Source organism: Verrucosispora sp. ts21, from assembly GCF_002879555.1.
Classification (GTDB): domain Bacteria; phylum Actinomycetota; class Actinomycetes; order Mycobacteriales; family Micromonosporaceae; genus Micromonospora; species Micromonospora gifhornensis.
The window spans coordinates 110,488-134,785 of the sequence record NZ_PNOZ01000002.1; the positions used below are offsets into that span (position 1 = coordinate 110,488).

23 protein-coding genes are annotated in these 24,298 nt (G+C 71.4%); 11 read left to right on the forward strand and 12 right to left on the reverse strand.

All coding sequences use genetic code 11. The features are described 5' to 3' along the window. Window positions 1-10 precede the first annotated feature (10 nt). Window positions 11-1,192, forward strand: coding sequence for an NADH-quinone oxidoreductase subunit D (locus C1A38_RS01225; protein ID WP_199180039.1), 1,182 nt, complete (start codon window positions 11-13; stop codon window positions 1,190-1,192). A 28-nt stretch (window positions 1,193-1,220) separates the two neighbouring features. On the opposite strand, the gene C1A38_RS01230 is transcribed toward C1A38_RS01225, so the two are convergent. The 4 genes from C1A38_RS01230 to C1A38_RS01245 all read right to left on the reverse strand — a co-directional run bounded on the left by C1A38_RS01230 (window position 1,221) and on the right by C1A38_RS01245 (window position 5,750). After that, the gene (locus C1A38_RS01230) at window positions 1,221-2,798 is read right to left on the reverse strand and encodes a hypothetical protein (protein WP_102655973.1); all 1,578 of its coding nucleotides are present in this window, start codon (window positions 2,796-2,798) and stop codon (window positions 1,221-1,223) included. Between the two features lie 149 nt (window positions 2,799-2,947). Next, window positions 2,948-3,949 (reverse strand): glycine betaine ABC transporter substrate-binding protein, encoded by a 1,002-nt coding sequence (locus C1A38_RS01235; RefSeq protein ID WP_102655974.1) that lies wholly within the window; start codon window positions 3,947-3,949, stop codon window positions 2,948-2,950. 354 nt (window positions 3,950-4,303) lie between these two features. Then, window positions 4,304-5,026, reverse strand: coding sequence for an ABC transporter permease (locus tag C1A38_RS01240; RefSeq protein ID WP_102655975.1), 723 nt, complete (start codon window positions 5,024-5,026; stop codon window positions 4,304-4,306). A 37-nt stretch (window positions 5,027-5,063) separates the two neighbouring features. Continuing rightward, window positions 5,064-5,750 carry an ABC transporter permease gene (locus tag C1A38_RS01245; protein WP_102655976.1) on the reverse strand — a complete coding sequence of 229 codons (687 nt, stop codon included), beginning with the start codon at window positions 5,748-5,750 and terminating at the stop codon, window positions 5,064-5,066. Between the two features lie 2 nt (window positions 5,751-5,752). Between C1A38_RS01245 and C1A38_RS01250 the strand changes: the two genes are divergently transcribed. After that, window positions 5,753-6,748: an ABC transporter ATP-binding protein gene (locus C1A38_RS01250; protein ID WP_102655977.1), complete on the forward strand. Its 996-nt coding sequence runs from the start codon at window positions 5,753-5,755 to the stop codon at window positions 6,746-6,748. 54 nt (window positions 6,749-6,802) lie between these two features. On the opposite strand, the gene C1A38_RS01255 is transcribed toward C1A38_RS01250, so the two are convergent. The 7 genes from C1A38_RS01255 to folP form a co-directional block, all read right to left on the reverse strand. Further along, window positions 6,803-7,294 carry a hypothetical protein gene (locus tag C1A38_RS01255; protein WP_102655978.1) on the reverse strand — a complete coding sequence of 164 codons (492 nt, stop codon included), beginning with the start codon at window positions 7,292-7,294 and terminating at the stop codon, window positions 6,803-6,805. A 98-nt stretch (window positions 7,295-7,392) separates the two neighbouring features. Then, window positions 7,393-7,698 (reverse strand): hypothetical protein, encoded by a 306-nt coding sequence (locus tag C1A38_RS01260; RefSeq protein WP_102655979.1) that lies wholly within the window; start codon window positions 7,696-7,698, stop codon window positions 7,393-7,395. Between the two features lie 59 nt (window positions 7,699-7,757). Continuing rightward, complete coding sequence (locus C1A38_RS01265) at window positions 7,758-8,978, reverse strand: ABC transporter permease (protein ID WP_233196555.1); 1,221 nt, start codon at window positions 8,976-8,978, stop codon at window positions 7,758-7,760. Window positions 8,979-9,109: 131 nt separating this feature from the next. After that, entirely contained in the window at window positions 9,110-9,595 is a 486-nt protein-coding gene (locus tag C1A38_RS01270) for a DUF3180 domain-containing protein (protein ID WP_373306879.1), read from the reverse strand. A gap of 106 nt (window positions 9,596-9,701) precedes the next feature. Beyond that, window positions 9,702-10,229 (reverse strand): 2-amino-4-hydroxy-6-hydroxymethyldihydropteridine diphosphokinase, encoded by a 528-nt coding sequence (gene folK, locus C1A38_RS01275; RefSeq protein ID WP_102655982.1) that lies wholly within the window; start codon window positions 10,227-10,229, stop codon window positions 9,702-9,704. Next, window positions 10,226-10,585, reverse strand: coding sequence for a dihydroneopterin aldolase (gene folB, locus C1A38_RS01280; protein WP_102656028.1), 360 nt, complete (start codon window positions 10,583-10,585; stop codon window positions 10,226-10,228). The genes folK and folB overlap by 4 nt, the downstream gene beginning before the upstream one ends. Further along, on the reverse strand, window positions 10,582-11,484 hold the full coding sequence (gene folP / locus C1A38_RS01285; RefSeq protein ID WP_102655983.1) for a dihydropteroate synthase: 903 nt from the start codon (window positions 11,482-11,484) through the stop codon (window positions 10,582-10,584). The genes folB and folP overlap by 4 nt, the downstream gene beginning before the upstream one ends. A 342-nt stretch (window positions 11,485-11,826) precedes the next feature. Here folP and C1A38_RS01290 point away from each other — a divergent pair, with 342 nt between their 5' ends. From C1A38_RS01290 to C1A38_RS01320, 7 genes are all read left to right on the forward strand, one after another. Beyond that, window positions 11,827-12,144, forward strand: a complete 318-nt coding sequence (locus C1A38_RS01290) for a hypothetical protein (protein ID WP_013736277.1) — start codon at window positions 11,827-11,829, stop codon at window positions 12,142-12,144. 13 nt (window positions 12,145-12,157) lie between these two features. Continuing rightward, entirely contained in the window at window positions 12,158-12,520 is a 363-nt protein-coding gene (locus C1A38_RS01295; protein ID WP_013736278.1) for a hypothetical protein, read from the forward strand. Window positions 12,521-12,632: 112 nt separating this feature from the next. After that, window positions 12,633-15,917: an ATP-binding protein gene (locus C1A38_RS01300; RefSeq protein WP_102655984.1), complete on the forward strand. Its 3,285-nt coding sequence runs from the start codon at window positions 12,633-12,635 to the stop codon at window positions 15,915-15,917. Between the two features lies 1 nt (window position 15,918). Continuing rightward, window positions 15,919-17,859, forward strand: coding sequence for a hypothetical protein (locus tag C1A38_RS01305; protein ID WP_102655985.1), 1,941 nt, complete (start codon window positions 15,919-15,921; stop codon window positions 17,857-17,859). Continuing rightward, window positions 17,856-18,413, forward strand: coding sequence for a hypothetical protein (locus tag C1A38_RS01310; RefSeq protein WP_102655986.1), 558 nt, complete (start codon window positions 17,856-17,858; stop codon window positions 18,411-18,413). Before C1A38_RS01305 ends, C1A38_RS01310 begins: the two co-directional genes overlap by 4 nt. Further along, window positions 18,410-19,579, forward strand: a complete 1,170-nt coding sequence (locus C1A38_RS01315; RefSeq protein WP_102655987.1) for a M23 family metallopeptidase — start codon at window positions 18,410-18,412, stop codon at window positions 19,577-19,579. Before C1A38_RS01310 ends, C1A38_RS01315 begins: the two co-directional genes overlap by 4 nt. A 12-nt stretch (window positions 19,580-19,591) precedes the next feature. Then, window positions 19,592-20,191: a hypothetical protein gene (locus C1A38_RS01320; RefSeq protein WP_102655988.1), complete on the forward strand. Its 600-nt coding sequence runs from the start codon at window positions 19,592-19,594 to the stop codon at window positions 20,189-20,191. A 1-nt stretch (window position 20,192) separates the two neighbouring features. On the opposite strand, the gene C1A38_RS01325 is transcribed toward C1A38_RS01320, so the two are convergent. Beyond that, window positions 20,193-20,759, reverse strand: a complete 567-nt coding sequence (locus C1A38_RS01325; RefSeq protein WP_199180040.1) for a hypothetical protein — start codon at window positions 20,757-20,759, stop codon at window positions 20,193-20,195. A gap of 191 nt (window positions 20,760-20,950) precedes the next feature. Here C1A38_RS01325 and C1A38_RS01330 point away from each other — a divergent pair, with 191 nt between their 5' ends. Both C1A38_RS01330 and C1A38_RS01335 read left to right on the forward strand, forming a co-directional pair. After that, window positions 20,951-23,506 (forward strand): FtsK/SpoIIIE domain-containing protein, encoded by a 2,556-nt coding sequence (locus tag C1A38_RS01330; RefSeq protein WP_102656029.1) that lies wholly within the window; start codon window positions 20,951-20,953, stop codon window positions 23,504-23,506. Next, window positions 23,503-24,219 carry a hypothetical protein gene (locus C1A38_RS01335; RefSeq protein WP_102655990.1) on the forward strand — a complete coding sequence of 239 codons (717 nt, stop codon included), beginning with the start codon at window positions 23,503-23,505 and terminating at the stop codon, window positions 24,217-24,219. The genes C1A38_RS01330 and C1A38_RS01335 overlap by 4 nt, the downstream gene beginning before the upstream one ends. Window positions 24,220-24,298: the final 79 nt, after the last annotated feature.

Below are 24,298 nucleotides of genomic sequence, written 5' to 3' on the forward strand. Positions count from 1 at the left end.
TCATGGCACGATGGCGGGCATGACCACGGGCGACCTGCGTGAGCTGACCGTCGGCACCGGCGCCGGGCTGGTGGCGGGCACCGGCGGGGAGCAACTCGGCACGGACATGGTGCTCAACATCGGACCGCAGCACCCGTCCACGCACGGTGTGCTGCGGCTGAAGCTGGTCCTGGACGGCGAACGGGTGGTCGCCGCCGAGCCGATCGTCGGGTACATGCACCGCGGCGCGGAGAAGCTGTTCGAGGTCCGCGACTACCGGCAGATCATCGTGCTGGCCAACCGGCACGACTGGCTCTCGGCGTTCGCCAACGAGCTGGGCGTGGTGCTGGCCGTGGAACGGCTGATGGGCATGGAGGTGCCGGAGCGGGCGACCTGGCTGCGGATGGCGCTCGCCGAGCTGAACCGGGTGCTCAACCACCTGATGTTCCTCGGCTCGTACCCGCTGGAGATCGGCGCGATCACGCCGATGTTCTACGCCTTCCGGGAACGGGAGACGCTCCAGGCGGTGATGGAGGAGGTCTCCGGCGGGCGCATCCACTACATGTTCAACCGGGTCGGTGGGTTGAAGGAGGAGGTCCCGTCCGGGTGGACCGGTCGGGCCCGTGCCGCCATCGGTGAGGTACGCCGCCGGATGCCCGACCTGGACAACCTGATCCGGCGTAACGAGATCTTCCTGGCCCGTACGGTAGGCGTCGGGGTGCTCTCCGCCGCCGACGCCGCCGCCTTCGGTGCCTCCGGCCCGGTCGCCCGCGCCTCCGGGCTGGACCTGGACCTGCGCCGCGACGAGCCGTACCTGGCCTACGACCAGCTCGACGTGCCGGTGGTCACCCGCACCACCGGAGACTGCCACGCCCGGTTCGAGGTGCTGCTCGACCAGGTGTACGCCTCACTGGACCTCGCCGAGCAGTGTCTGGACCGGGTCGATCGGCTCACCGGGCCGATCAACACCCGCCTGCCGAAGGTGCTGAAGGCCCCTGAGGGGCACACCTACGCCTGGACGGAGAACCCGCTCGGCATCAACGGTTACTACCTGGTGTCCCGGGGCGAGAAGACGCCGTGGCGGCTCAAGCTGCGCACCGCGTCGTACGCGAACGTGCAGGCACTTGCCACCCTGCTGCCCGGCTGCCTGGTGCCGGACCTGATCGCCATCCTCGGCTCGATGTTCTTCGTGGTCGGCGACATCGACAAGTGATCCGGCGGCCGGTGGCGCGGCGATCCGATCAGCGCCAGCGGTTGTTCGGATCCTGGACCGGCTGCCCGTAGCCGGTGTCCTCGGCCCGGTGACGCCGACCGTACGGCTCCGGTTCGGGCTGGTACGCCCGGGGCGGCTCGGGCTGGTGTCCGCGCTGTCGTGGAGGACGCCACTCGTCCGGGACCGGCACACCCCCGGCGGGCAGGCCGGGCCGCCGCTCCGGTTCGCCCCGGCCGTCGCGCCATCGCTCGTCACCGTCGGCGGCACGACGTGGTTCGGCGTGGCGCACGCTGGCCCAGCGGTCCGCCATCCGGTACTCGGTGCCGGTGTGGTCCGCGTTCACCTCGGCGTGGCGTTCACCGACCCGCAGTTCACGCCCCCGATCGTCGTCGCGTACGGCGGCCCAGCGGTCCCCGGCACGTAACTGCGCCCAGTACTCGCCGGTGTCGTCCGGACGCGACGGACCAGGTTCCACCTCGGCGGCGGCCGCCCACTGCTGCCCACCGTCATCCCAGCCCTGTTCGCCCCGGTACGCGGAGCCGCCCTGGTGTGCCGAGCGGTCGTGGGGTGCAGAGCCGTCCTGATACGCGAAACGGCCCTGATACGCAGAGCCGTCCTGGTAAGCGGAGCTGTCCTGGTGTGCGGAGCGGTCGTCACGGTAGGCGGACCGCTCGTCGGGTGGTGCGAACCGGTCGTCACGAGACCCGGACCAGGGACGGTCGTCGCGGGGCTCCGACCAGGCGGCGTGCTCGTCCCGGGCCGGTCCCGACCAGGCTCGCTCGTCGTCGCGGCGAGGGCGCTCGTCGCTGTCAGGCCAGTGTCGTTCGGCAGGGTCCGCAGGTCCGCCACGTGACCGCTCCCCTGCCGACCATGGGGTGGCGTAGCCGCCATAGCGGGGTGCCTCGCCCATCCCGCCACCGTCCACGATGGTGTGCCGGGTGGTGACATGCACGGTTTCGGTGTGGCGGACGACGCCCTGGCCTGTCGGCTGGGCCGAGCCGTAGACCCCGCCGGGGCGGGTCTGCCGCTCCCCCGCCACAGCCGGCGCGGGCCGCTCCCCGAAGGGAGGGGAAGCAGGCCGGTCTCCGAAGGGAGGTGACGACGCAGGCCGGTCTCCGAAAGGGGCTGACGGGGGCCGGTCCGTGAAGGGGGCGGACGGTGGAGGTTCCGGTGCCGCGACCCGGGCGCGGCCTCCGCCGACCGGTTCCGCACCGGCGGGCACAGCATCGACGGCTGAGGAACCGGCGGCGTCCGCAGTCCGGCGCAACCCGGCAAGCGTCTGCTGGACCCGTTGGAGCTCGTCCAGCGCCTGATTGCCCCGCTGCGCGGCCGCCACGATCTCACTACGCAGTTCCCGCCGCAGTTCGTCGAGTTCCGCGCGCAGTTCCTCGGCGTGTTGCTCGTGACCGTTCTCGCTGCGCAGCGTGATGGAGAGCCCGATCAACACCACCGCCAGGATGGCCAGCAGCGCGGCGAACCGCAGTGGACCGTTCCCGTCGGCGACCAGCAGAATCAGCGCCGCGACCGGGGCCAGCGCCACCCCGCCCCAGAAGAGAGCGGTGAGTAACTGCTTGCTGCGCGGATCGGTGGGCACCGTTGCGGGCATGGGTCCGGAGCCTACCGAGAGTTGCGTTGGCTGGGAACGGGGCCAGTGGCAGCGATCGCTGCCGAAGTTCGACGCCGGCCGCTGATCTACCCGTGAGCAGCAACGACGGGCCGCCCCCGACCACCAGTCCGGCCGGGGGCGGTGTCGGTTCAGCTCGTGGCGTACGCCGCGTCGGTGGAGAAGACCAGGCCGACACTGATCGTGCCGTTACGCAACCCGGTCTTGGTCAGCGGACCACCCTGGTCCAGCGAGGAGAACGAGCCGACCGAGAGGCCGTAGGTCTGCTCCAGCCCCGGCTTGCAGAACGGGCGCTCCTGGCACTCCGGCGGGCCACCCAGCACCGTGGCGGTACCCGAGCACTTCGTGGCCAGCTCGGACAGCGTCCGTACGCCGTACTTCTCGGCGAACTCCTTGGTCACCGCGAAGGCGTTCTGGTTCTGCGCCGGTGCCGGCTGGCCGAAGCTGAGGCCCACCTGCTCACCGAGACCGCGCAGGGCGGTGACGGTCTTCTCCACGTCGGGCGAGGAGACGGGGTCACTGCCGCCGCCGGTCTTGCCCTTGAGGAACTCGGCCATCGTCGCCGCGTACTCCGGGACGACCTGGATCTCACCCTTCTCCAGCGCCGGCTCGTACAGCTCCCGGTTGCCGATCTGCTGGACGGTCACCTGGTAACCGGCCGCAGTCAGCTGGATCTTGTAAAGCTCGGCGATGATCTCGCTTTCGGTGAAGTTGCCCGCGCCGACCGTGATCTTTCCGCCTGGGCCCTTCTCCACCCCGTCGGCGAGCCCGTTGGCGTCGCTGAACTCCTGCGCCGCCGCCTGTGCGCTCTTGCGGTCCACGTCGACCGCCTTGTTGAGCTGCACCAGCTTCGGAGTGTCGAGCACCGCCGAGACCTTGTCGAGCGCCGCGACGAGCTGCGGGGTGGCGACCTTGGTGTTGATCGCCGGGATGATGTTGTCGGCGTTCTGCAGGGCTTTGTCGTCCGTCAGCGCGATCAACTGCTCCCCGGCGACCGGGGCGCAGCCTTCGCCCGAGGCGGACTGCTGTGGCGCCTCGGTGCCGGACGAACCTGCCTCGCCGCAGCCCGCCAGCACGCCTGCCGCCGCAACGGCGCCGACAACGGCGATGGACAGTCTTCTACCTGCGCGCATGGACCCGCCTTCCGTGTCCCGGCGCGGCCCGTTCGGGCCGGCCGCGTGTCCGACGGGCGGCGATCTTGCGGCGGATCATCCCGCCGATCCCGCCTTCCGGCCGCCCGCTGATCCACCCAACATCCTGCCGAACGCCACCGACAACTTCTGCGCCACGTTCGTCACCGGAACGTCACCATCCGTTGGCGCGACAGCGGACGTGACCCCGTGCGGCTAGCCCTTCGCCAACCGTGACGGGCGTCACCATCGAGGCGCGACGTCACCACCGAGGCGGGCGTCACCACCGTGGCAGGCGTCACCACCGTGGCAGGCGTCACCATCCAGGCGGCGGCGTCACCAACCGAGGCGATCCGGTCAGCCGCCGGTGACCGCGTCCGCGGCGCGACGTGCGGCGCGGCGCCGGGCGCGGCGCAGCGGACGTGGGGTGACCAGCCGCTCGACAAGCCCGAAGATCAGCTCCGCGCTGACCGCGAGACCGGCGACCAGCAGGCCACCGGCGAGGATCTGACCACCGCCCACCGCGATGCTCAGGCCGAACCCGAGCCGGATGATCTCGCCAAGGCCCCCGCCGTTGACGAAGGTCGCCAGGGCCGCCGTGGCGACCACCTGGACCGCGGCGGTCCGGAACCCGGCCGCCAGGTACGGAATCGCCAGCGGCAACTCCACCTGACGCAGCACCTGCGGCCCGGTCATCCCCATGCCCCGGGCCGCCTCCCGGGTCTGCGGATCGACCTGCCGTACGCCGGTGTAGGCGTTGGCCAGCAGCGGTGGCACCGCGAACACCGCCAGGGCGACGACCACGGCCGGTCGACCGAAGCCGAGGAAGGTCAACGGGAGGATGGTGAGCAGGGCCAGGGTGGGCACCGCCAGCGTCACGTTGGAGACGAGCACGACCAGCCCGCCGCCCCGGCCGACATGGCCCAGCCACAGCCCCAGCGGCCAGGCCACCAGGCAGCCCAGCAGCACCGCGGCGGCCGAGATGGTGACGTGCTCGCCGAGCCGATCCAGGATGCCACCCGGGTTCGTCCAGTTCAGCGGGTCGTTGAGCCAGACCACCGCCTGCTGTACGGGATTCATCGGCACCTCCGGTCACGCCCGCCGGCCCGGCGGCCCCTCATCCGACCCGCCCGCGCAGCCACGGGGTGAGCAGCCGGCCGACGCCCATGAGGAGCAGGTCGAGCACCAGGGCCAGCAGTACGCAGAGCAGCGTCCCGGTCATGATCTGGGCCTTGTAGAAGTTGTTGTTGAAACCGGCGAAGATGATCTGCCCGAGCCCGCCCCGTCCGATCACCACGCCCACGGTGATCAGGGCGACCGTGGAGACCGTGGCCAGCCGCAGGCCGGTGAGGATGCCGGGCAGGGCCAGCGGCAGTTCGACCCGCAGCAGGCGACCCCAACGGCCGTACCCCATGCCCTCGGCGGCCTCCCGCACCTCCGCCGGCACCTGGTTGAGCCCGGCCACGGTGTTGCGGACGATCACCAGCAGCGCGTACAGCACCACCACGCTGAGCACGGTCGCGACGCCGATGCCCAGATAGGGCGCGACGAACGCGAACAGGGCCAACGACGGGACGGTGTAGAGCACCCCGGTGAGTGCGACAATCGGCCCGGTGAGCGGTCGGAACCAGTACGCCACCACGGCCAGCGGGACGGCGATGAGCGTGGCGATCAGCACCGCGCGCAGGGTGAGGGTGGTGTGGTCCCGTAGGGCGGCCAGCACCGTGTCAGAGTTGTCCCGCACGTACTGCCAGGAGAACCACGGGTTACCCGGGTCGGCCCGGTAGCTCAGGCGGAAGGACATACGTGGACGGTACCCCGGTCGCCGACGACGGCCAGCGCGCGGCGTCGATCACTCTCGACGGCATCGGTAAGCGTTATCCGGACGGCACCGAGGCGGTCCGCGACCTCAGCCTGCACGTCGACGCGGGTGAACTGGTGGTCCTGATCGGGCCGTCGGGTTGCGGCAAGTCGACAGTGCTGCGGATGATCAACCGGCTGATCGAGCCGACCAGCGGGCGGATCATGCTCGGCGACGCCGACGTCACCCGGACCGATCCAGTGCGGCTGCGCCGACAGATCGGTTACGTGATCCAGAACGTCGGGCTCTTCCCCCACCAGACGGTGGCGGCGAACGTGGCCACCGTGCCCCGGTTGCTCGGCTGGTCCAGGGACCGCGCCCGGCGGCGGGTCGACGAGTTGCTGGAGTTGGTCGGGCTGGACCCGACGCAGTTCGGCCGGCGCTACCCGCACGAACTCTCCGGTGGTCAGCGACAGCGGGTGGGCGTGGCTCGGGCGCTCGCCGCCGACCCGGTGGTCCTGCTGATGGACGAGCCGTTCTCCGCCGTGGACCCGATCGTGCGTACCCGGCTCCAGGAGGAGTTCCTGCGCCTGCAGGCCGAGGTGCGTAAGACCATCGTCCTGGTGACCCACGACCTGGACGAGGCCGTCCGGCTCGGTGACCGGATCGCGGTGCTCTCCGAGGGGGGCCGGCTGGAGCAGTACGACACCCCGGCGACGCTGCTCGGTGCGCCCGCCACCCCGTTCGTCCGCGAGTTCGTCGGCGCCGATCGGGGCATCCGCCGGTTGGTGGTCACCCCGGTCACCCGGGAGGTGCTCGCACCGCTGCCCAGCGACGGTGTGGCGGGCCTGCCGGCGGTGGTCCTGGGCGGCTCGGCGTACGACGCGCTGGCCGTGCTGCTCACCTCGGCCGGTGGACAGGCCGTGGTGACCGAGCAGGGCCAGCCGGTCGGTCTGCTCAGCCGGGAACGTGTCCTGGCGCTCGCGGAGCCGACCGGCTGATGTGACTGGCACCGGGCCGGCCACCTGAACCAGGTCACGGGGCCGGCCACGGCGTCAGCGACGTCCCCGCCAACCGCCCAGCGTGGCGATGCCGATGATCCAGCCGGTGAACAGGCCGTACTCCGCACCGTCGCCGGCGGCCTGCAGCGCGCCGAGCAGCGAGGGGTTGCTCCGGATCAGTGCGGTGAGCAGGGCCGCCAGGGCCGCTGCGAAGACGTACGCGGCCCAGCCGGCGAAGAACTGGCTGAGCGTGCCCCGGGCGCGGGCCAGCTGGGAACCCGGAAGCAGGTAGAGGAAGACGAAGGTCAGGACGACCAGGAGGATCGCCTTCAGGTCCGCCGCGATGATCTCCTGAATGGAGTCGGACGAGTCGAACCGCCAGGCGGGCCAGGCGAGCAGTCTGAGGAACCACCCGCCGGCGCTGTCGGGATCGGTGTTGTCTCTGGCCCAGTCGGCGTACCAGGGGCTGCCGAAGACCAGGACCAGCAGGAGCGCGGCGAGGGTGCCGGCCCCTGGTGCGGACTTGTATCGGTTGGTGAGAGCCATGGCCCGCTAGTTCCCAGCGGATCGACATGAACAAACGCGAGGGCGCGTTTTGTGACGGTATGCCGGGACGAGCGGATGTCGCGGTCAGCAGCCCTCGGTCAGTGCTTCATCAGATAGTCGATGAACGCGGCGCGCAGCAACGGCGCGGACTCCTCGTAGCCGTGACCGGTCATCTCCCGCCACAGCGCCACCGCCTCGTCGACCGTCGGCCCCACCGAGTTCGGGGCACCGTCGAGCGCGGCAGCCTCGTCGGCGTTCGGCAGATGCCGGAGCACCGACCAGAAGAACTTCACGTCCCGGCGCTCCCGAGCCACCGTGAACGCCTGCTCCCGCAGCTCCTCGGTGCTGAGCGCGTCCAACTCCTCGAACGACCGGCCGCCGGAGCTCGATGATGTGTCGGTCATGCGCCGAGCCTAACTGCCGAGATCACATCCGGCTCGCCGACGACGCGCCAGAACATCGTTCACCTGTCGTCGGCCTGCCAGATCGGCGAGTTGGTCTCCCAGCGGCGCGGGCCCCACGGATCGGTGGGGTCGCCCGTCGACTGCGCCGGCAGGACGGGCGGCCAGTCGCCGACCGGCTCCGGCTGGGACATCGCCCAGCCGCCGGCACCGCCCGCCGGGTCCCCGGCCGCCGGCGGAGACACCGGGCGGGGCGGTCCGACGACCGGCCGACCGTACCGCTCGACCAGCCGGGTCACCGCCAGTCCGACCGCCAGCGCCGCCCCGCCGACGACCCACCGGCTCACCGTCCAGCCGCGCGCCTGCGCGTAGGCGAGGAACAGGCCGACTGCGCCGACCGTCAGCAGCGTGCCGAACACGCCACCCCGCAGACCGAAGGCGCTGGTGCCGGCGAGCAGCACGGCACCGACGGCCAGCACGGTCCAGTCCAGCCCGTCCCCCGGCGTGACCGCGTCGTCGCTCGACGCGAGCAGAGCGCCCGCGAGCATCGCCAGCACGGTGGAGCAGACGTACCCTCCGGTGGTGACGACGGCGGCCGCCACCCCTCGCCGTCGGGCCGGGTCCGCGACCGGGCGAAACCGGCCCACCAGCCGGCGGATCGGTCCGATCGCGCCGAACAGCCCGCCGATCACGGTGAGCGCGGCGAAGCCCACGAAGAGCTGCCCGGCGATGTCGCGCGGGTCGTAGTCCCCCTGGACCAGCACCGGAGCGGCACGCTGCTCGATGTAGACGACCACGCCGGCCGCCGCACCCAGGCTCGCGGCCCAGCCGGGGACGTGCAGCAGCACGACCACCAGCCCCAGCACCAGGCCACCGACCGCGGCCACCGCGGCGGGGGTGCCCACGGCGATGAGCAGGCCCCGGTCGCTCTGCTCGGCGAAGTTCAACCCGGCGGCGACCGCCACCGGCCCGATCGCGAGGTTCACCGCCGCGGTGCGCAGGGTCAGCCCGGCAGCCAACGCCAGCAGACCGAGGGCGACCACGTCGACGATGAGGGCACGCAGCCCGCTGCCGCGCAGTGCCGTCGGGTTCTCCAGCCAGAGCAGATAGACCAGGGCGGCGAAGCCGAGCAGCAGGAGCGTCTCCCAGAGCACGTAGACCCCGAAGCGGTCCCCGCCCGGCTCACCGTTCTGACGGTCGTCGACGACGGTGTCCGTGTCGACGGTGGATCCGACCGGAGCCGACTCTGACTGCCCACTGCGGCCTGGTTCGTCGTACGCCATCATGCCTGCCTTCCAGCGGCCGCCCGGACTGCTTCGACGAAAGGGCATATTGGTGGTGACCGCTTGCCCTGCGGTCGCAGGCACCGTACCCGCGAGCGCAGCCGGACGTAACCCCTGTGCGGCAGGTGGGTCTAGCGTCGACCCGGCTGCGACTCCCAATCGTCGGGCTCATGGTCGTCGTCCGGCCGTTCCGGAACCCGGCAGGACCGCTCCAGCCAGAGCGCCGCCGCCACCAGAGCGGCCGAGGCCACCAGCCCGGCGATGCCGGCCGGCCGATCCTGCTCGGCGGCCCGCGTGGACTGGACCAGCAGCCAGCCGGCCAGCCCGGCGTAGAAGCCGGCGAAGATCGCCCCCACCAGGGCGGAGGCCTTGGCGAGGACGACGAACCGGGCGACCATCAGCGGGTTGACCGGTTCGCGGCCCGGTCGCCGCTCGATCCGCCCCCGGGTGTTGATCGCGGCGTACGCCTCAAGCACGGCCAGCCCGGCGAGGGTGACCACCGGCAACCACGGCAGCGGCGGCAGCCGGTCGTAGTAGATGCTGCTGATCAGCAGCCAGGCGACCGCCGCAGCGGCCAGGGCGGCGACCACCAGGGTGGAGATCCGCGTGGGGCGCATCCGCGACTCGTCGGGCGGTGGGGTCTGTGTCATGTCCGCCGCCTGCGCGGCGTGCCGTCACGACGTGCCACGGCACCGCGTTGATCACTCGCTCGCTGCCGCTCGCTCATGTGGTCGACTCTAACGCCAGATCCGGTCGGGGACGCAGTTCCGCGACCTCGGCCGCCGCCGGTCCGGAGGTCAGCAGATCGGTCAACCAGCCGTGTCCGGGCAGCTCACCGTACGGCTGGATGTCGATCCACGGGCGCAGCACGAAGGCGCGCAGGTGCGCCCGGGGGTGCGGCAGGGTCAGCTCGGGATCGGCGCTGAGCACCGGCTCGCCGTCGTCGGTCCAGACCGCGATCACGTCGACGTCGAGCGTGCGGGGGCCGAACCGACGGTTCGGGTCGCGTACCCGCTCGGCCGCCTGTTCGGCGGCCCGCGCCCGGGTCAACCAGTCGTACGGTCCGGCCTGCGGGTCGGCCACCAGCAGCACGGCATTGAGGTACGCCGGCTGGTCGGTGTCGCCCCACGGCGGGGTCTCGTACACCCCGGACGCCATCAGCACGTGCTCGCCGAGCACCGTCACGGCGGTACGCAGATGCGCCATGCGGTCCCCGAGGTTGCTGCCCAGGGAGAGGACGGCCCGGCTCATCGGGCCCGACGCATCGTGACGGCCACGTCGGTGAAGGTGTGCGGGATCGGCGCCTCGGGTTTGCGCACGGTGATCGTCGCGGCGTCGACCCGCGGGTCGGCCAGACACACCGTGATCAACCGGTCGGCGAGGGTCTCGATCAGGTTGACCGGCTCCCCGGTGATCACCGCGACCAGCCGCTCGGCGAGTTCGCCGTAGTGCACGGTGTCGCTCACCTCGTCGGAGCGGGCCGCCGGCGCGAGATCCAGTTCCAGGACCGCGTCGACCACGAACTCCTGGCCGGCGACGCGTTCGAAGTCGTACACCCCGTGCCGCCCGTGGGCCCGCAGCCCGGTCAGCTCGATCCGGTCCGTCATCGCCATACCCCCTGCGGATGGCCGGCGGAACCCGCGCCCGCCAGTGCGGTGCCGGCTGCCGGAGCCAGTCGTGGACGACCGGTCGCCTGCCAGACGGCCAGGGCGTCCACAGTGGCGCGCACGTCGTGCACGCGTACACCCCAGGCGCCGGCGGCGACCGCCAGCAGGCTGGTGGCGACGGTGGCCGACTCGCGACCGCCGGTGGGTCGGGGTACGCCGTCGGGTCCGGCCAGCAGCAGACCGAGGTACGACTTGCGGCTCGCGCCGAACAGCAACGGGTAGCCGAGTTCCAGCAACTCGGGCAGCCGGGCGCTGAGCTGCCAGTTGTGGGCGGCGGTCTTGGCGAATCCGAGCCCCGGATCGATCACGATGCGATCGGCGGCCACCCCGGCGGCGAGCGCGGCCTCCACCCGCTGGCCGAGTTCGGCGCGTACGTCGGCGACCACGTCGTCGTAGGCGGCCAGTTCGGTCATCCGCCGGGAGTGACCTCGCCAGTGCATCAGCACCCACGGGCAGCCGGCGTCGGCGACGACCCGGGCCATGTCGGGATCCGCGAGCCCACCGGAGACGTCGTTGACCACCACCGCACCGGCCGCGAGGGCCGCCGCGGCGACCCGGGCACGGGTGGTGTCGATGCTGACCGGCACGCCGGCGCCAGCCAACTCCCGGATGACCGGGACCACGCGGGCCACCTCGGTCTCGGCGTCGACGCGCTCGGCACCGGGCCGGGTCGACTCGCCACCGACATCAACCAACCCCGCACCCTCGTCACGCAGCCGGACGCCGTGTGCGACAGCGGCCCCGACGTCGGCGTAGCGTCCGCCGTCGGAGAACGAATCGGGCGTGACGTTCAGGACGCCCATCACCACCGGGGCCGGGGCCCGCACCAGATCGGTCACGACTAGACGGTACCGGTCGCCGAGACCGCCGTGATCGACCCGGGTCAGGGCGCTGACATGCGAATTGAAACACGTGTACGATCGGTCGTCCGGGCGGTATCGGGCAGACTCTTCGCGGCTTGTCGCAAAGGGGGGCGGCCCGTACGCTGTGGAATTGCCCAGCATCGAGATGGCGACGCTTGGAGGGAGGGCCAAAGCGGGGTAATCCGCCCAAAAATCGCCACCTACCGTGGCGAGCTACGCACGCAGGGTCTCGGCCGCTGCGCAGAGTAAGCACCGATCCCGCAAGGCTTGCCTACTGCACCACCGCGGCGCCGCCGGCCGCGACTTGGGGAGGTTCCAGTGATCGCCATCGAGCTGATGGAATCGGCGTCGAGCAACGCCGCCCACCTGCTCACCGCCCTGGCATCGTCGATTCCACTCGCGGCAGAGGAGCCGAAGGGAATCAACACCGAGGGCGTCGTCACCTTCTTCGCCAGCAAGATCGCGCCGATCCTGCTCGCCGTGCTTGGCGTCATCTTCATCGGCCGAGCCAGCCGAGGCGAGATTTCGAAGGTGTTGACCAGCTCCGCCATCGCGATCGTCGGACTGGCATTCATCGCCGGAGCCGCCACTCTCTTCTTCATCGGCGACTTCCTGATCAACCTGATCTTCGAATAGGCGCGGGCACGAGATGCGGCTGCGCACCGACGACGACATCTACCGGGCCCGCCTGGTCTATCTCGGGCCGCCCGGCTACACCCTTCCGGTCCACCTGCCCTACGCCCAGTATGGGCTCTTCATGCTGCTCGTTCCCCTCTACATGTTCATCCACTGGCTGTTCACGTTGCAGGTCGAGCTCTTCCCCGCGTGGGAGATCGCCCTCGCCATCGTGACCACCTCGTTCGTCTTCCGGTACGTCGATCCGGACCGGCCAGCGCGCATGGTGATCCGCACCGCGCTGACCGACTGGCGACGCACCCGGGAGCCGGCCGCCGAGCAGCGCGACCCGCGCCTGGTCGGAAGCGGGATCAGGATCCGGGAGGAACTGGCATGACCGGCTGCACGCCGTACCGGCCTTCGGAGGGTTTGCCGGCGACAAGCGAGGCGGATCCGCAGCCGCCTCGCCGCCATCGGGTGACCACTGCGAGCACGGGCAGGGCGATCGCATGAACCGCTCCTCCACGCCGGGGTCGCCGGCCGGGCGTTCGGCCGCACCGCACGGTAACCGTGCGCGATCGCTCGACTACCCACAATCCGCGGATCCCGAGGAGGCCTCGCTCGATCCGGCGCTGGCCACCACCCCGGGGCACGGCAGCGTGGGAGTCTTCCAGGCACCCCGCCCGCCGCAGCGCCGGTCGGCACCGGCCGAGCCCTCGCCGGCCCTACCCGCCACCCGCGACAGCGCCGACATCGACTCCCCGTTCCTCGACCTCTTCGGTGGCACCTACGCCCGGCCCGGGTCCGCACTGCGCGGCAACGGCCAGCCGCCCCGGGCCCTGCCGCAGCAGGCGACCCCCGCCCCGCAGGCTCCGGTGACCCGCCGGCCGGCACCCACCCCGCTACCCGCGCCACCCGTCCCGCCGACGCCGATCGCCGCCCCGGAGCGCCCCGCCGACAGCCCTCGCCCGGTGGCCGGCCCGGCGATCGCGCCCCCCGCGCCGCCTCCGCCGCCGCCCGTCACCACCGTCACCACCCCCACCCCGACCAGCGACCGGTTGCCGAGCGCCCGTCCCCCCGTCGACGACCGTCCGCACGACGGGCCACCGGTGGACGCCGCGGCCAGCCGCCGAGCCGGCGCACCGGCCACCCGGGTCGCCAGCCCACCCCGGCAGCGCTCGGCCGACCGTCGGGACCGACCGACCAAGCCGGTCCGGGTCCGCGCCCCGAAGATCAAGTTCGGCGACCGTGATCCGGCGGTGGAACTGGCGATCACCGAGATCGCCGGTCACCTGACCTTCACCCCGAACACCGTCACCGCCTGGTACTGGCTGCCCGAGGTGCGCTGGGCCTTCCGCCCGGACGCGGAACGCGAGGCGCTGCTCTCGGCGATCTCCGAGCAGTACGCCGGCCTGGCCGGGTTCCGACTGCACCTGCGCCGCACCACCCGCCCCTTCCCGGCCGACGAGTGGGCCCGCACCATCGACGCCCACACCCACTCCCCGCTGCCCGACGTGCCCGGCACGCCGGGCTGGGCCGACCACCTGGTGGCCGCCCAACGGCACCTGCTCTCGGTCAACCATGCCGAGGGCCAGACCTACCTCGGCGTCACCTTCGCCCGTCGCTCGCTCGGCGACTCGCTCACCGAACGGTTGCTGCGCACCTTCGGGCGTGGCGTCGCCGAAGGCGAACGACGCAAGCTGGGCCGTACCGTCGAGCAGTTCGACGAGGTGCTCGGCGCGTTCGGCATGCGGGGCCGGCGGGTCACCGCACAGGAACTGGAATGGCTGCTCTACCGCTCGGTGGCGCTCTGCATGGCCCCTCCGGGTGCGCTCTCGCCGATCACCGACGGGCGTTGGGAACGCGGTGACCTGCTCGCGCTGACCGAGCAGGTGGAGCGTTACCGCACCCCGTACGGCTCGACCGTGAAGCTGGTCAACCGGATGACCGGCGAGGAGCGGCACGTGGCCGTGCTCGCCGTGGGTCGGATGGAGCCGCTGGAGATCCCCGAGCGGCACGAGCCGTGGCTGCACTTCCACGAGCGGCTGCCGTGGCCGATGGAGCTCTCCACCCGGGTCGACATCCTCGGCTCCGGTGACTCCTTTCGTAACCTCGAACACCGGCTCCGGATGATCCGGTCGCAACAGCTCGACTACGCCGAGCACGGCATCGACGCACCACCGGAGTTGGAGCGGCTGGCCAAGCGGGCACTGGTGATCGGCGACGAGATGACCACCGGCCTGCCGGTGGACTCCGCTCGGGCGCACGGCTGGCACCGGATCGCGGTGGGTGGGCGTACCCGGGAGGAGTGCCTGGAGCGGGCCCGCCGGTTGATCCAGCTCTACTCCCGCGAACTGCGCATCTCCCTGCAGCACCCGAAGAACCAGGACTGGCTGGCCCGGGAGTTCATCCCCGGCGAGCCCATCGCCAACACCGGCTATGTCCGGCGGATGCCGGTGCACCTGCTGGCGGCGGCGCTGCCGCAGGCCGCGTCGACTGTCGGCGACCGCCGCGGCGACCTGATCGGACGAACCGCCGGCACCTGCCGCCGGCCGGTCTTCCTCGACCTGCACTTCCCCATGGAGGTACGGGAACGCTCCGGCCTCGCGGTCTTCGTGGCCGAGCCGGGTGGTGGCAAGTCGACACTGCTCGGCGCGCTGGGCTACCTGGCAGCCCGGCGCGGCGTGCAGGTGACCCTGCTCGACCCGTCCGGCCCGCTGGCCCGCCTCTGCGCGATGCCGGAACTGCGGCCGTACTCACGGGTGCTCAACCTGACCGGCTCCGAGCACGGCACCCTGGCGCCGTACTCGTTGATCCCGACGCCGCTGCGCAGCGAGTTCGGTGCCGGTGCCGCCGGGGACCGGGAGTTCGAGATCTCGGTCTCCAACGCTCGGGCCGAACGCCGGATGCTGGTGCAGGACATCTGCATGATGCTGGTGCCGCCGCAGGTGGCCCGCGAGGCGTCCACCGCGACCCTGTTCCGGCACGCCGTACGCCAGGTGCCGGCCGAAGAGACCTCCACCCTGGACGACGTGGTCACCTGCCTCGCGCAGCTCGACGACGACGCCGGCCGGGAACTGGCCAACCTGCTGCTGGACACCGCCGAGATGCCGCTGGCCATGCTCTTCTTCGGCCGGCCGCCGGAGGGCCTGCTCGGCGCGGACGCAGCGCTCACCGTGATCACCATGGCCGGCCTGCGGCTGCCCGACCTCAAGATCGAGCGGGAGTACTGGTCGGCCGAGGAGGCGCTGGCCCTGCCGATGCTGCACACCGCGCACCGGCTGGCGGTCCGCCGCTGCTACGGCGGCTCGATGGCGTCCCGCAAGCTGGTGGGCCTGGACGAGGCCCACTTCATGGAGGGCTGGCGGTCCGGCCGCTCCTTCCTCGTCCGGCTCGCCCGCGACTCCCGCAAGTGGAACCTTGCCGCGCTTGTCGCCTCCCAGAACCCTCGCGACATCCTCGGCCTCGACGTCCAGAACCTGGTCTCCACCGTCTTCGTCGGCCGGATCGCCGAGGACGCCGAGATCGCCTCGGAGGCGCTGCGCCTGTTGCGGGTCCCGGTCGACGACGGTTACGAGGCGACCCTCGCCTCGCTCTCCACCGCCGACGCGACCTCCTCCCACCGGCTCGGCTTCCGCGAATTCGTGATGCGCGACGTCGACGGCCGGGTGCAGAAGGTCCGAGTCGACGTCTCCTACGTGGATGGACTCTTGGAGCACCTCGACACCACCCCCGCCGCCATCGCTGCCGCCGCCGGGGTGCTGCCGACCGTGCTGCCTGACCTGGAGGCATGACATGGCGAGGGCCCGGGCACGGATCACGGCGCTCCTCCTGGCGATCGGCGTACTCGCCGGTGCCACGATCAGCTGGCCAGGGCTCACCGCCACACCCGCGTACGCCGCTCCGGTCGCGTACCAGGCCCCCACCGACCTCTGCACCACGGAGGAATGGCAAGCCGACTTCCGCGCCTGCGTCGCCAAGCTCCACCAGGTCGCGGAGAGCGAAGTCACCTGCCTAAGTCCACCAACGCCTACCGCCCCGGATTCCGGGATCGCCGGCTGGTTCGCCTCACAGCCCGAAGCCTCCAAGCTACGAGGTCCAAAGGGCTATTACACAAACTATGGCTACGCCGGTTACAGCTACACCACCTACAAGATCGAGACTGGCTGCGCGACCACGCTGCTGCATCCGGACTACAAGTTCACCAACACCGTCGCCAACGGGGAATTCATGATCGCCACGGCGATCGTCGGCGCCTCGAACGCGTTGCGGGAACGCGCCTGGGATCCGGGGACGATGTGGGGCTGGGCGGATCCGCTTGTGGACCAGGCCACGAAGGCGATCTACCAGAAGGTGTTCAGCGTCTTCGGCATCATCACGCTCTGCGTGGTCGGCCTCTACCTGCTCTGGCGCTCACGCCAGAGCGACATGAGCAGCGCGATGACCACGGCGGGATGGGCGCTCGTGGTGATGGTGGCGGTCACGGCGCTGGCCGCCTGGCCGGTCAAGTCCGCGAACCTGGCCGACGGTGCGCTCATCTCCACCCTCGGCGTCGTACATGACGCCGTCGGGCCCGCTTCCAAGGACGTGCCGCCCGATCGCTGCGCCATGCCGAACCCGGATGCCTGCACCGACAAGCGCCCCCCTGCGGTGAGGGCGAGCGACACCGCCACGGAGGGCATGCTCTACCGGAACTGGCTGCGCGGCGTGCTCGGCTCGGCCGACAGCGAGACCGCCCGCAAGTACGGAGAGGCGCTCTACGACGCCAAGTCGTTGTCGTGGGACGAGGCGGAGAAGATCCGAACGAGCCCCGAGCTCCGCGAAGCCACCATCAACGCGAAGAAGCAGCAGTGGATGACGGTGGCGGCGCAGATCGAGCGAGAAGACCCGGAGGCGTACGAGTACCTGCAAGGTGTGCGGGACATGGACCGGGTCGGCGCGGGTTTCATCGCGGTGCTGGCCGCGCTGCTCTTCGCGATGTTCGATCTGACCGCCTCGCTGCTCGTTTTGCTCGGCTTCCTGATCTTCCGGTGGGCGGTGATCGCCGCACCGATCCTGGGCACTATCGGCCTGCTCCGACCGGCCAGCGCCGGTCTGCGCCGGCTGGGCAACGCGGTGGTGGCCGCCCTCTTCAACATCGCGATCTTCGGAACCGGTGCGGCGATCTACCTCTTCGCGGTGGACCTCATCATGAGCACGCCCACCCTGCCCGGCTGGCTCCAGGTGGTGCTTGTCTGGCTGTGCGGTGTGGTGGGCTGGCTGCTGTTGCGCCCGTATCGGCGGATCACCCAGCTCGGCGGCAAGGACAGCAGCGAGGCGGTCAGCTCGGCCGGCTCGTGGCATCGGCGGTTCTTCCGCGACATGCGTACGGCGGCCCGGCTCGATGTCGCCGAGCCGGGCGGCACCACCGAGCCCGCCATGGGACGGCGCCGCACTGTGATGGTGGAACAGCCGAAGGTGCGGCCGGAGGCGCGCCCGGACCCGGTTCCCAGCGGCGCCCCTCCCGCCGGCGAACGTTCGGAAAGCCGCGGAGCCAGCGACGACCGAGGCAAGAGCGAGGAACAGCCGCGTCCCGAGAAGCAGCCGGTCGCACCCCGGCCCAGGCGTCGGCAGCCCGCCACCTGGACGGAGCCGGATGTACCCGAGGAGAACCCGTCCTTCGCCATCTACCGTCCGGGTTCGGCTGAACGGACACCCGAGAAGCCAGCACCCCGGATCCGCGCCGAGGCTCGGTGACCGCAGTGCGGCGGGTCATCGAATTCCTGGTCACTCGGCTGCTGCGCTCCCGACTAGGGGTCGCCCTCGGCATTGCCGTACTGGTGCTCGGCGTGGTCGGTGCGGCCCGGCTGGTCGCCGGTCCTGCTGACCCGACGACCGGTTTGAGCAACCGGCCGTCTGAGCCGATCACCACGGTGCATCCGACCGCGGGCGACGACGGTGCGATCTCGACCACCACCACTCCGACCCCGGTGACCAGCCCTGGCGAGGCGAAACCGGAACAGGTCGCGAAACGTTTCGTGGTGGCCTGGCTCGGCGGATCGGGCCTGACCGCCGAGGACTGGCACGAGGGTCTCCGTCCGCTCTCCACTGCCACCCTGATGGACAAGCTCGCTGGTGCCGATCCGGCCGGCGTTCCGGCGGGTGAGATGACGGAGGAAGTGACCATCCGGCCGCGGAGCGAGACCTTCGTGGAGGCACTGATCGCGCTCGACAGCGGACGCCTCCGACTCGAACTGGTAGCGCCGCAGGGGCGGTGGCTGGTGGACGCCGTGGACTGGGAGCGGTCATGACCGATGCGAATCCTTCCCGCCGCCGACCGGTGCGGATCGGCGCGTTGGCCGCCGCGCTCACCGCGACGCTGGCGTTCCTGTGCTGCGCCGGGGGTGCCGGTGCCTTCTTCCTTACCGAGTTGGGCGGCGACGCGGCCGAACAGATCACGCCGGCGAGCCTGGAGTGCACCGGAGACTTCACGGTCGAAGTGACCGGCAAGATGCCCCGGATCCCGCAGTACGGGGAACGCCAACTCCGCAACGCCGCAGTGATCATCAAGGTCGGCCAGGACATGAAGGTGCCGGCCCGTGGCTGGGTGATCGCGGTGGCGACCGCCATGCAGGAGTCCCGGCTGCTCAACCTGGCCAACCGCACGGTCGCCGAGTCCCAGGACATCCCGCACGAGGGCGTCGGCGCCGACCACGACTCGGTAGGGCTGTTCCAGCAACGCGCGTCGTGGGGCACCGTCGCGCAACGAATGAATCCCGAGTACGCCTCTCGGAAGTTCTACGAGAAGCTGGTGGACCTGCCCGACTGGCAGAAGCTCCCGCTCACCGTGGCCGCCCAACGCGTGCAGATCAGCGCCTTTCCCGACGCGTACGCCAAGCACGAGGAACTCGCCGCCCGGATCGTCGATGCATTGGCCGGTGGCGCGGCCCGGACCGCCCTGATCGCCGGGCAGGAGGTGTGTGACGCGGCCGCGTCGGGTGAAATCGCCGCCTCCGGCTGGACCGCCCCGATTCCGGGTGGCGTCGGTTCCGGTTTCCGCACGGCGAGCCGGCCCGGTCACAACGGGGTCGACATCGCAGCCCCGAAGGGCACCCTCATCCGGGTCGCGGCCACCGGTCGGGTCCTGGTCTCCCGCTGCGACCCGGACTGGCGAGGCAGGCTCAGCTGCGACGTGGACGGTTGGCCGAACAAGGGTGGCTGCGGTTGGTTCGTCGATGTCCTGCACGCCCAGGGCATCGTCACCCGCTACTGCCACATGGTGAGTCGTCCTCGGGTCGCTGCGGGCGAGACCGTGGAGGCTGGTCAGGTGATCGGCGAGGTGGGCAGCAGTGGCAACTCTTCCGGACCGCACCTGCACTTCGAGGTGCACACCGATGGCGACCGCAGCAGCCGCAGCGCCATCGACCCAGTGCCGTTCATGCGGTCGAAGGGTGCTCCGCTCAAGGGCGCGGAGTAACCTTTCTGCGTCATGAGCGAGCCACTACCGGACCCGTTCGCCGATCAGCCGGACTGGGCACCGCAACCGCCCCGACCCGTGGAGATCGTTCCGGCGGCCGGCCGAGTGGACCTGCGCGGACAACGGGTGCTGGTCGGGCTGCCCGGCCTCGGCTGGCGAGGTGACCTGCGGGCCGACGAGAAGGTGGTGCAGAACAGCCGCACCTACGTGCCCGTCATACCCGAACACGAGTGGTATCGCGCCGAGTCCGACCAGGTGGAGGTCTTCGCTCCGCTGGTGCCCATCGAACGGGTCTGGGTCGAGACGATCAGCTCAGCGCCCAGCAAGCCGACTGTGGATGGCGGGGGCCTGCGGCTCGTCTCGCTGGATGCGCCGGCACACCGGCCGCCGACACCGGTCTTCGAGGCGGACTCGGTGGTCGGTCGTCGGGTGGTTCACCTGGTCGGCGGCGTTGAGCAGCGCGACCTGCGCGCGGTCACCGAGACCTACTCGGGTGCCGAGGGCGACATCTGCGTACGGGTCGCGCCGGAGGTGGAGTGGTACCGCTGGGCCTGGCGCGGCCAACCACCAACCACCTTGGAGGTTCCTGTGCATTTGTTGTGGCTTGAGTAGCCTAATTCTCCATCGTCCCTGAGCAGACTCGCCATTCTTCACCTAGCCGCGCAACAAATTTCCAGGATTGTCGATCATATTGCCTCACTCCATCGATGCGCGCCGAGAACAACAAATCTACTGTCACCTCAGCATTGTCACCGGCCTGCTCCACCAGGACAGCGCCCCAACTAACCGACATTTCCGTCTTGAAGCGCTCTTCGCGATCCGCTAGATCGCTCCTCAACTTGCGGATCTGCTCAAGTTCGGCCGTGTCCTTGCACGTGAAAAGTTCGGCGCGAACATCGTTTTGGTCCACGAGGAACGCCCGTAGATAGCTGTCCACCACCACTACCGGAGAGCTGCGGTCGGGAGTGGTGGCGCGGTCGTAGACGAGGTAGCCGACGACGCCACCGCCCAGACACATCGCCGCGAGCACTCCGGCGACCACCGCCAGCACCGTACGGACCCGCCGACGTGGTCGCTGTGGTGCTGGCGCGACGGTGGGCGGTGCCAGCTCCTCTGGCGGGGTCCGTTGCGCCGGTACGCGGGAGACCTGGGAACCGGCGGGGGGCGGCACTGATTCCACCCCCTGAGGCTATCGGCTGGAGGCTGCGGACCCAATGCCCCAGATTCAGCAGATCGTGACGGACCCCTGTCGACCGGTGAGATTCACGACAACACCGGCGCAGCACCGGCACGCGTCCCAGAGGTCCGGCGCTCGCTGGGATACCGTCGTCTCTGCTCGGCCGGGTGGGTGCCGACCTCGGTCGGGAGGAGGTGAACGCGGTGGGCGGTCCGAAGGTACGGGCCCTACGTGCCGCCGCGTTGCACCGTCGGGCCGCCGCGACGGTCGCGGCCGCGGCCACCAGTCTTGACGACACCCGACCCGCCCCGGCGGACCAGCGCCGCCAGTACGCCTTGGCCGAACGGTTGCGTACCGCTGCCGCCGTACTCGCACCGGGCTGGGCGGGCAACCCGCTGGACGGCATCGAGTCGACGACCCGTGCCGGGGAGGCTCCGCCGCCCTTCGTCCGGGTCGGCACTGCCGCGCCGTTGGACGATGCCCGCTTCCCCGCCCTGGTTCCGCTGCTCGGCACCGGCCACCTGACGGTGGACACCGACGCGCAGGACCCACGGGTGGCCGGCATGTTGCGGGGGTTGATGCTGCGGCTGGTGGCCGCGACACCGGCAGGGACGCTGCTGGTACGGGCGGTGGATCCGACCGGTGACGTGCTGGCGCCGTTCGGGGCGCTCGGTGACGCCGGGCTGCTGTCGCCGCCGGCCCGGGATGTCGCAGGGCTGCGTGCCCTGCTCGACGAGGCGGAGCGATGGGTGACGCCGGGCTCTACCGGGCCGCGCCGACATGACCGGATGCTGCTGCTGGTGCTCGCCGGGCTACCCGAGCGCACCGGAAACGACGAGTTGGCCCGGATCGAGTCCCTGGCCGAGCAGGGGCCGGCCGCCGGGTTGCACCTGGTGGTGGCGGGGTGGCCGACTGTGGACCAGGCTCCGCTGCCCCGGGCCACGGCACTGGCGATGCGCACCGGGTACGCGTTGCTGGGCGACGCGCCCGGCGCCGCCTTCGCCGCAGCCGGCTCCGACGGCGGGTTGAACTCGCCGGTGTTCGTCGAGCCGGACCCACCGGCCGGGCTGGTGGAGGAGGTGTGTCGGCGGCTCGCCGCGCAGGTCGAGGCCGGCACCCGGCTGTCCCTGGCGAGCCTGCTGCCCTCGGGTGAGGACGAGGTGTGGCAGGCGGACGCGACCGAGGGGATGAGCACCACGGTCGGTGACGCTGGCGGGCGGGCGGTGTCGCTCGGCTTCACCGAGTTGACGCCACACTGGCTGGTCAGTGGCCGGTCACGGGCCTGCCGGTCGACGTTTCTGACCACCGCGCTGCTCGGTCTCACCGCCCGGTACGGCCCGGACGAGTTGTCGTTGTACCTGGCCGATCTCGGCGAGGGCGAGTCGTTCGCGGAGTTCCTCCAGACCGAGCGCGACAGGTCCTGGGTTCCGCAGGTGCGGGCGGCGGCGATGGCTGCCGATCGGGAGTACCTGCTCGACCTGTTCGACCAGCTGACTGCCGAGGTCCAGCGACGGGCCGAGGCTTCCGCCCGCGCGGGCGGGCAGCGGTTCGCGGAGTTGCGCCAGCATCAGCGGCTGCCCCGCATCGTGTGCGTGGTGGACAATCTGCCCCTGCTGTTCGCCGAACGGGATCGGCTGACCGTCGACGCCGCCGCCCGGCTGGACACCTTGACCAGGACCGGTCGGTTGCACGGTGTGCACCTGGTCCTCGCCGGTGAGGCCGATCTGGGCCTGGGCGTACGCACCGAGGGCGGGCAGCGGGATTCGCTGCTCGGCCAGTTCCCGGTCCGGGTGGCGTTGCCCGGGGGCGGAGCGGTGCTGGAGCCGACGAACGATTCGGCGGCCGGGCTCCCGGCGGGCAGCGCGGTCGTCAACACCGCCGGTGGTCTGGGTGGGCCACGGGGTGCGATCCGCGGACACGAGCGGATGATCCGGTTCCCTGATCCGCAGGACGAACCGGAGGTAGTGGAGGGGCTACGGCACCGGCTCTGGTCGGCCCGTACGGAGGGTGCCGTCCCGCCGGTGGTCTTCGCCGGCTACGCCCGTCCGCAGTTGGGCAATGATCCTCGCTACCGGTCGGCCCTTGCCGGACGGTCGTTGGCGCCGGCGGCGCTGTTGGGGCGGGCGGTGGATGTCGCGCGGACCACGGCGGCGGTGCCGTTCGGGCCGGCCGCCGGTCGGAACCTCGCGGTGCTTGGTCCTCGACCCGACGGCAGCCGGCTGCTCTCCGTGGCCGCCCGCAGCACCGCAGCTCACCATCCGCGGGGTACGGCGCGCTTCGTGATCGCCGTACCGGATGTCGAGGCTCGGCCGGTGGCCGACGCGCTGGCCACCGAGTTGGCCGCGAGGCATCCGGTCGAGACGGTCGACCTGGCCGGGTTGGTGGCCGTGCTGGACGCCGGGGCGCCGGCCTACCTGGTGGTGTTCGGGCTGGATGTGGCGCCGGCGGAGGACCTGCCGCCGGCTCGACTGCGGATGGTGCTGCGCGAGGGGCCGCCGGCCGGGCAGCATCTGCTGGGCTGGTGGCGTACGGTGCCGTCGTTCGCGGCGCTGATCGCTGCCGAGGAGACGGTCGACAAGCTGACCGCCGTGGCGGTGGCGGGTGTGCCGGGTGCTCAGCTCACGCCGGTCTTCGGCCGGCCGGTGGAGTGGCGGCCGCGCCCCGATCGGGTGGTGCTCTGGGACGGCCCGGATGAGCAGGGGGTCGTGCTGGTGCCGTACGACGTGCCGGAGGGCGGGAAGCAGGCATGACGATCAGCCAGGCGGGGACCACGCCCGTGCGTCCCGGTCGACAGCGGACGGCCGCCGCACCGACGCCCGAGGAGTCGCTGCCGACGGCGTGGGCGGACTATCTGGCCGCCGCCCGCCAACTCGACGGGGTACGCCGCGACGCGGCGACCGCCGCGAGCGAGCAGGCGCGCACGGTCCAGGCGGCCCGGGACGAGCTGGTCACGGTACGCACCCGCTTGGCGGCCCAGGAGGCCCGGCTGTGTGAGCTGGGCGTACCGCCGATCTCGCTGGCACCGACCCCGCCGGAACTGTCGGAGGCGGCCCGGTCGATGTCCGGTGGCCCGGCGGCGGTGCTCGCCTCGTTGCGGGAGGCCCGGCGGTGGGCGTACGGGGTCGACGACATCCTCGCCGCGCGTGGCCTGTCGCGGGTGGCGCACTTGTCGCCTCGCCCGCGCAACCTGCTGGTGTACGGCCCGCTGGGGCTGCTGGTTCCGTTGCTGCTGATCGCGATCTACCTGGCCGCCGGCACCGGTCCGGTGACCATCCTGGCTCTGGTGGTGGGGCTGCCCGGCCCGGCGGTCGCCTTCGGCGCGGGGTGGCTGGCGGTGGGGCGGCTGTTCCCGTCGCGGCCCGGGGAGCGGGTCGACCGGACTCCCCGGTTCGGTGCCCTGGCCTGCCTGATTCCGGCGGTGGTCGCCACCGCCGGCATCGTCCTGGCCATGCTGGCCACCTGACCGGCCGCCACCGCCCACAGAGCAGCGACGGCCCATCATCAGCGACGGCCAGTCAGCGTAGAAGGCCAGTCAGCGAAGG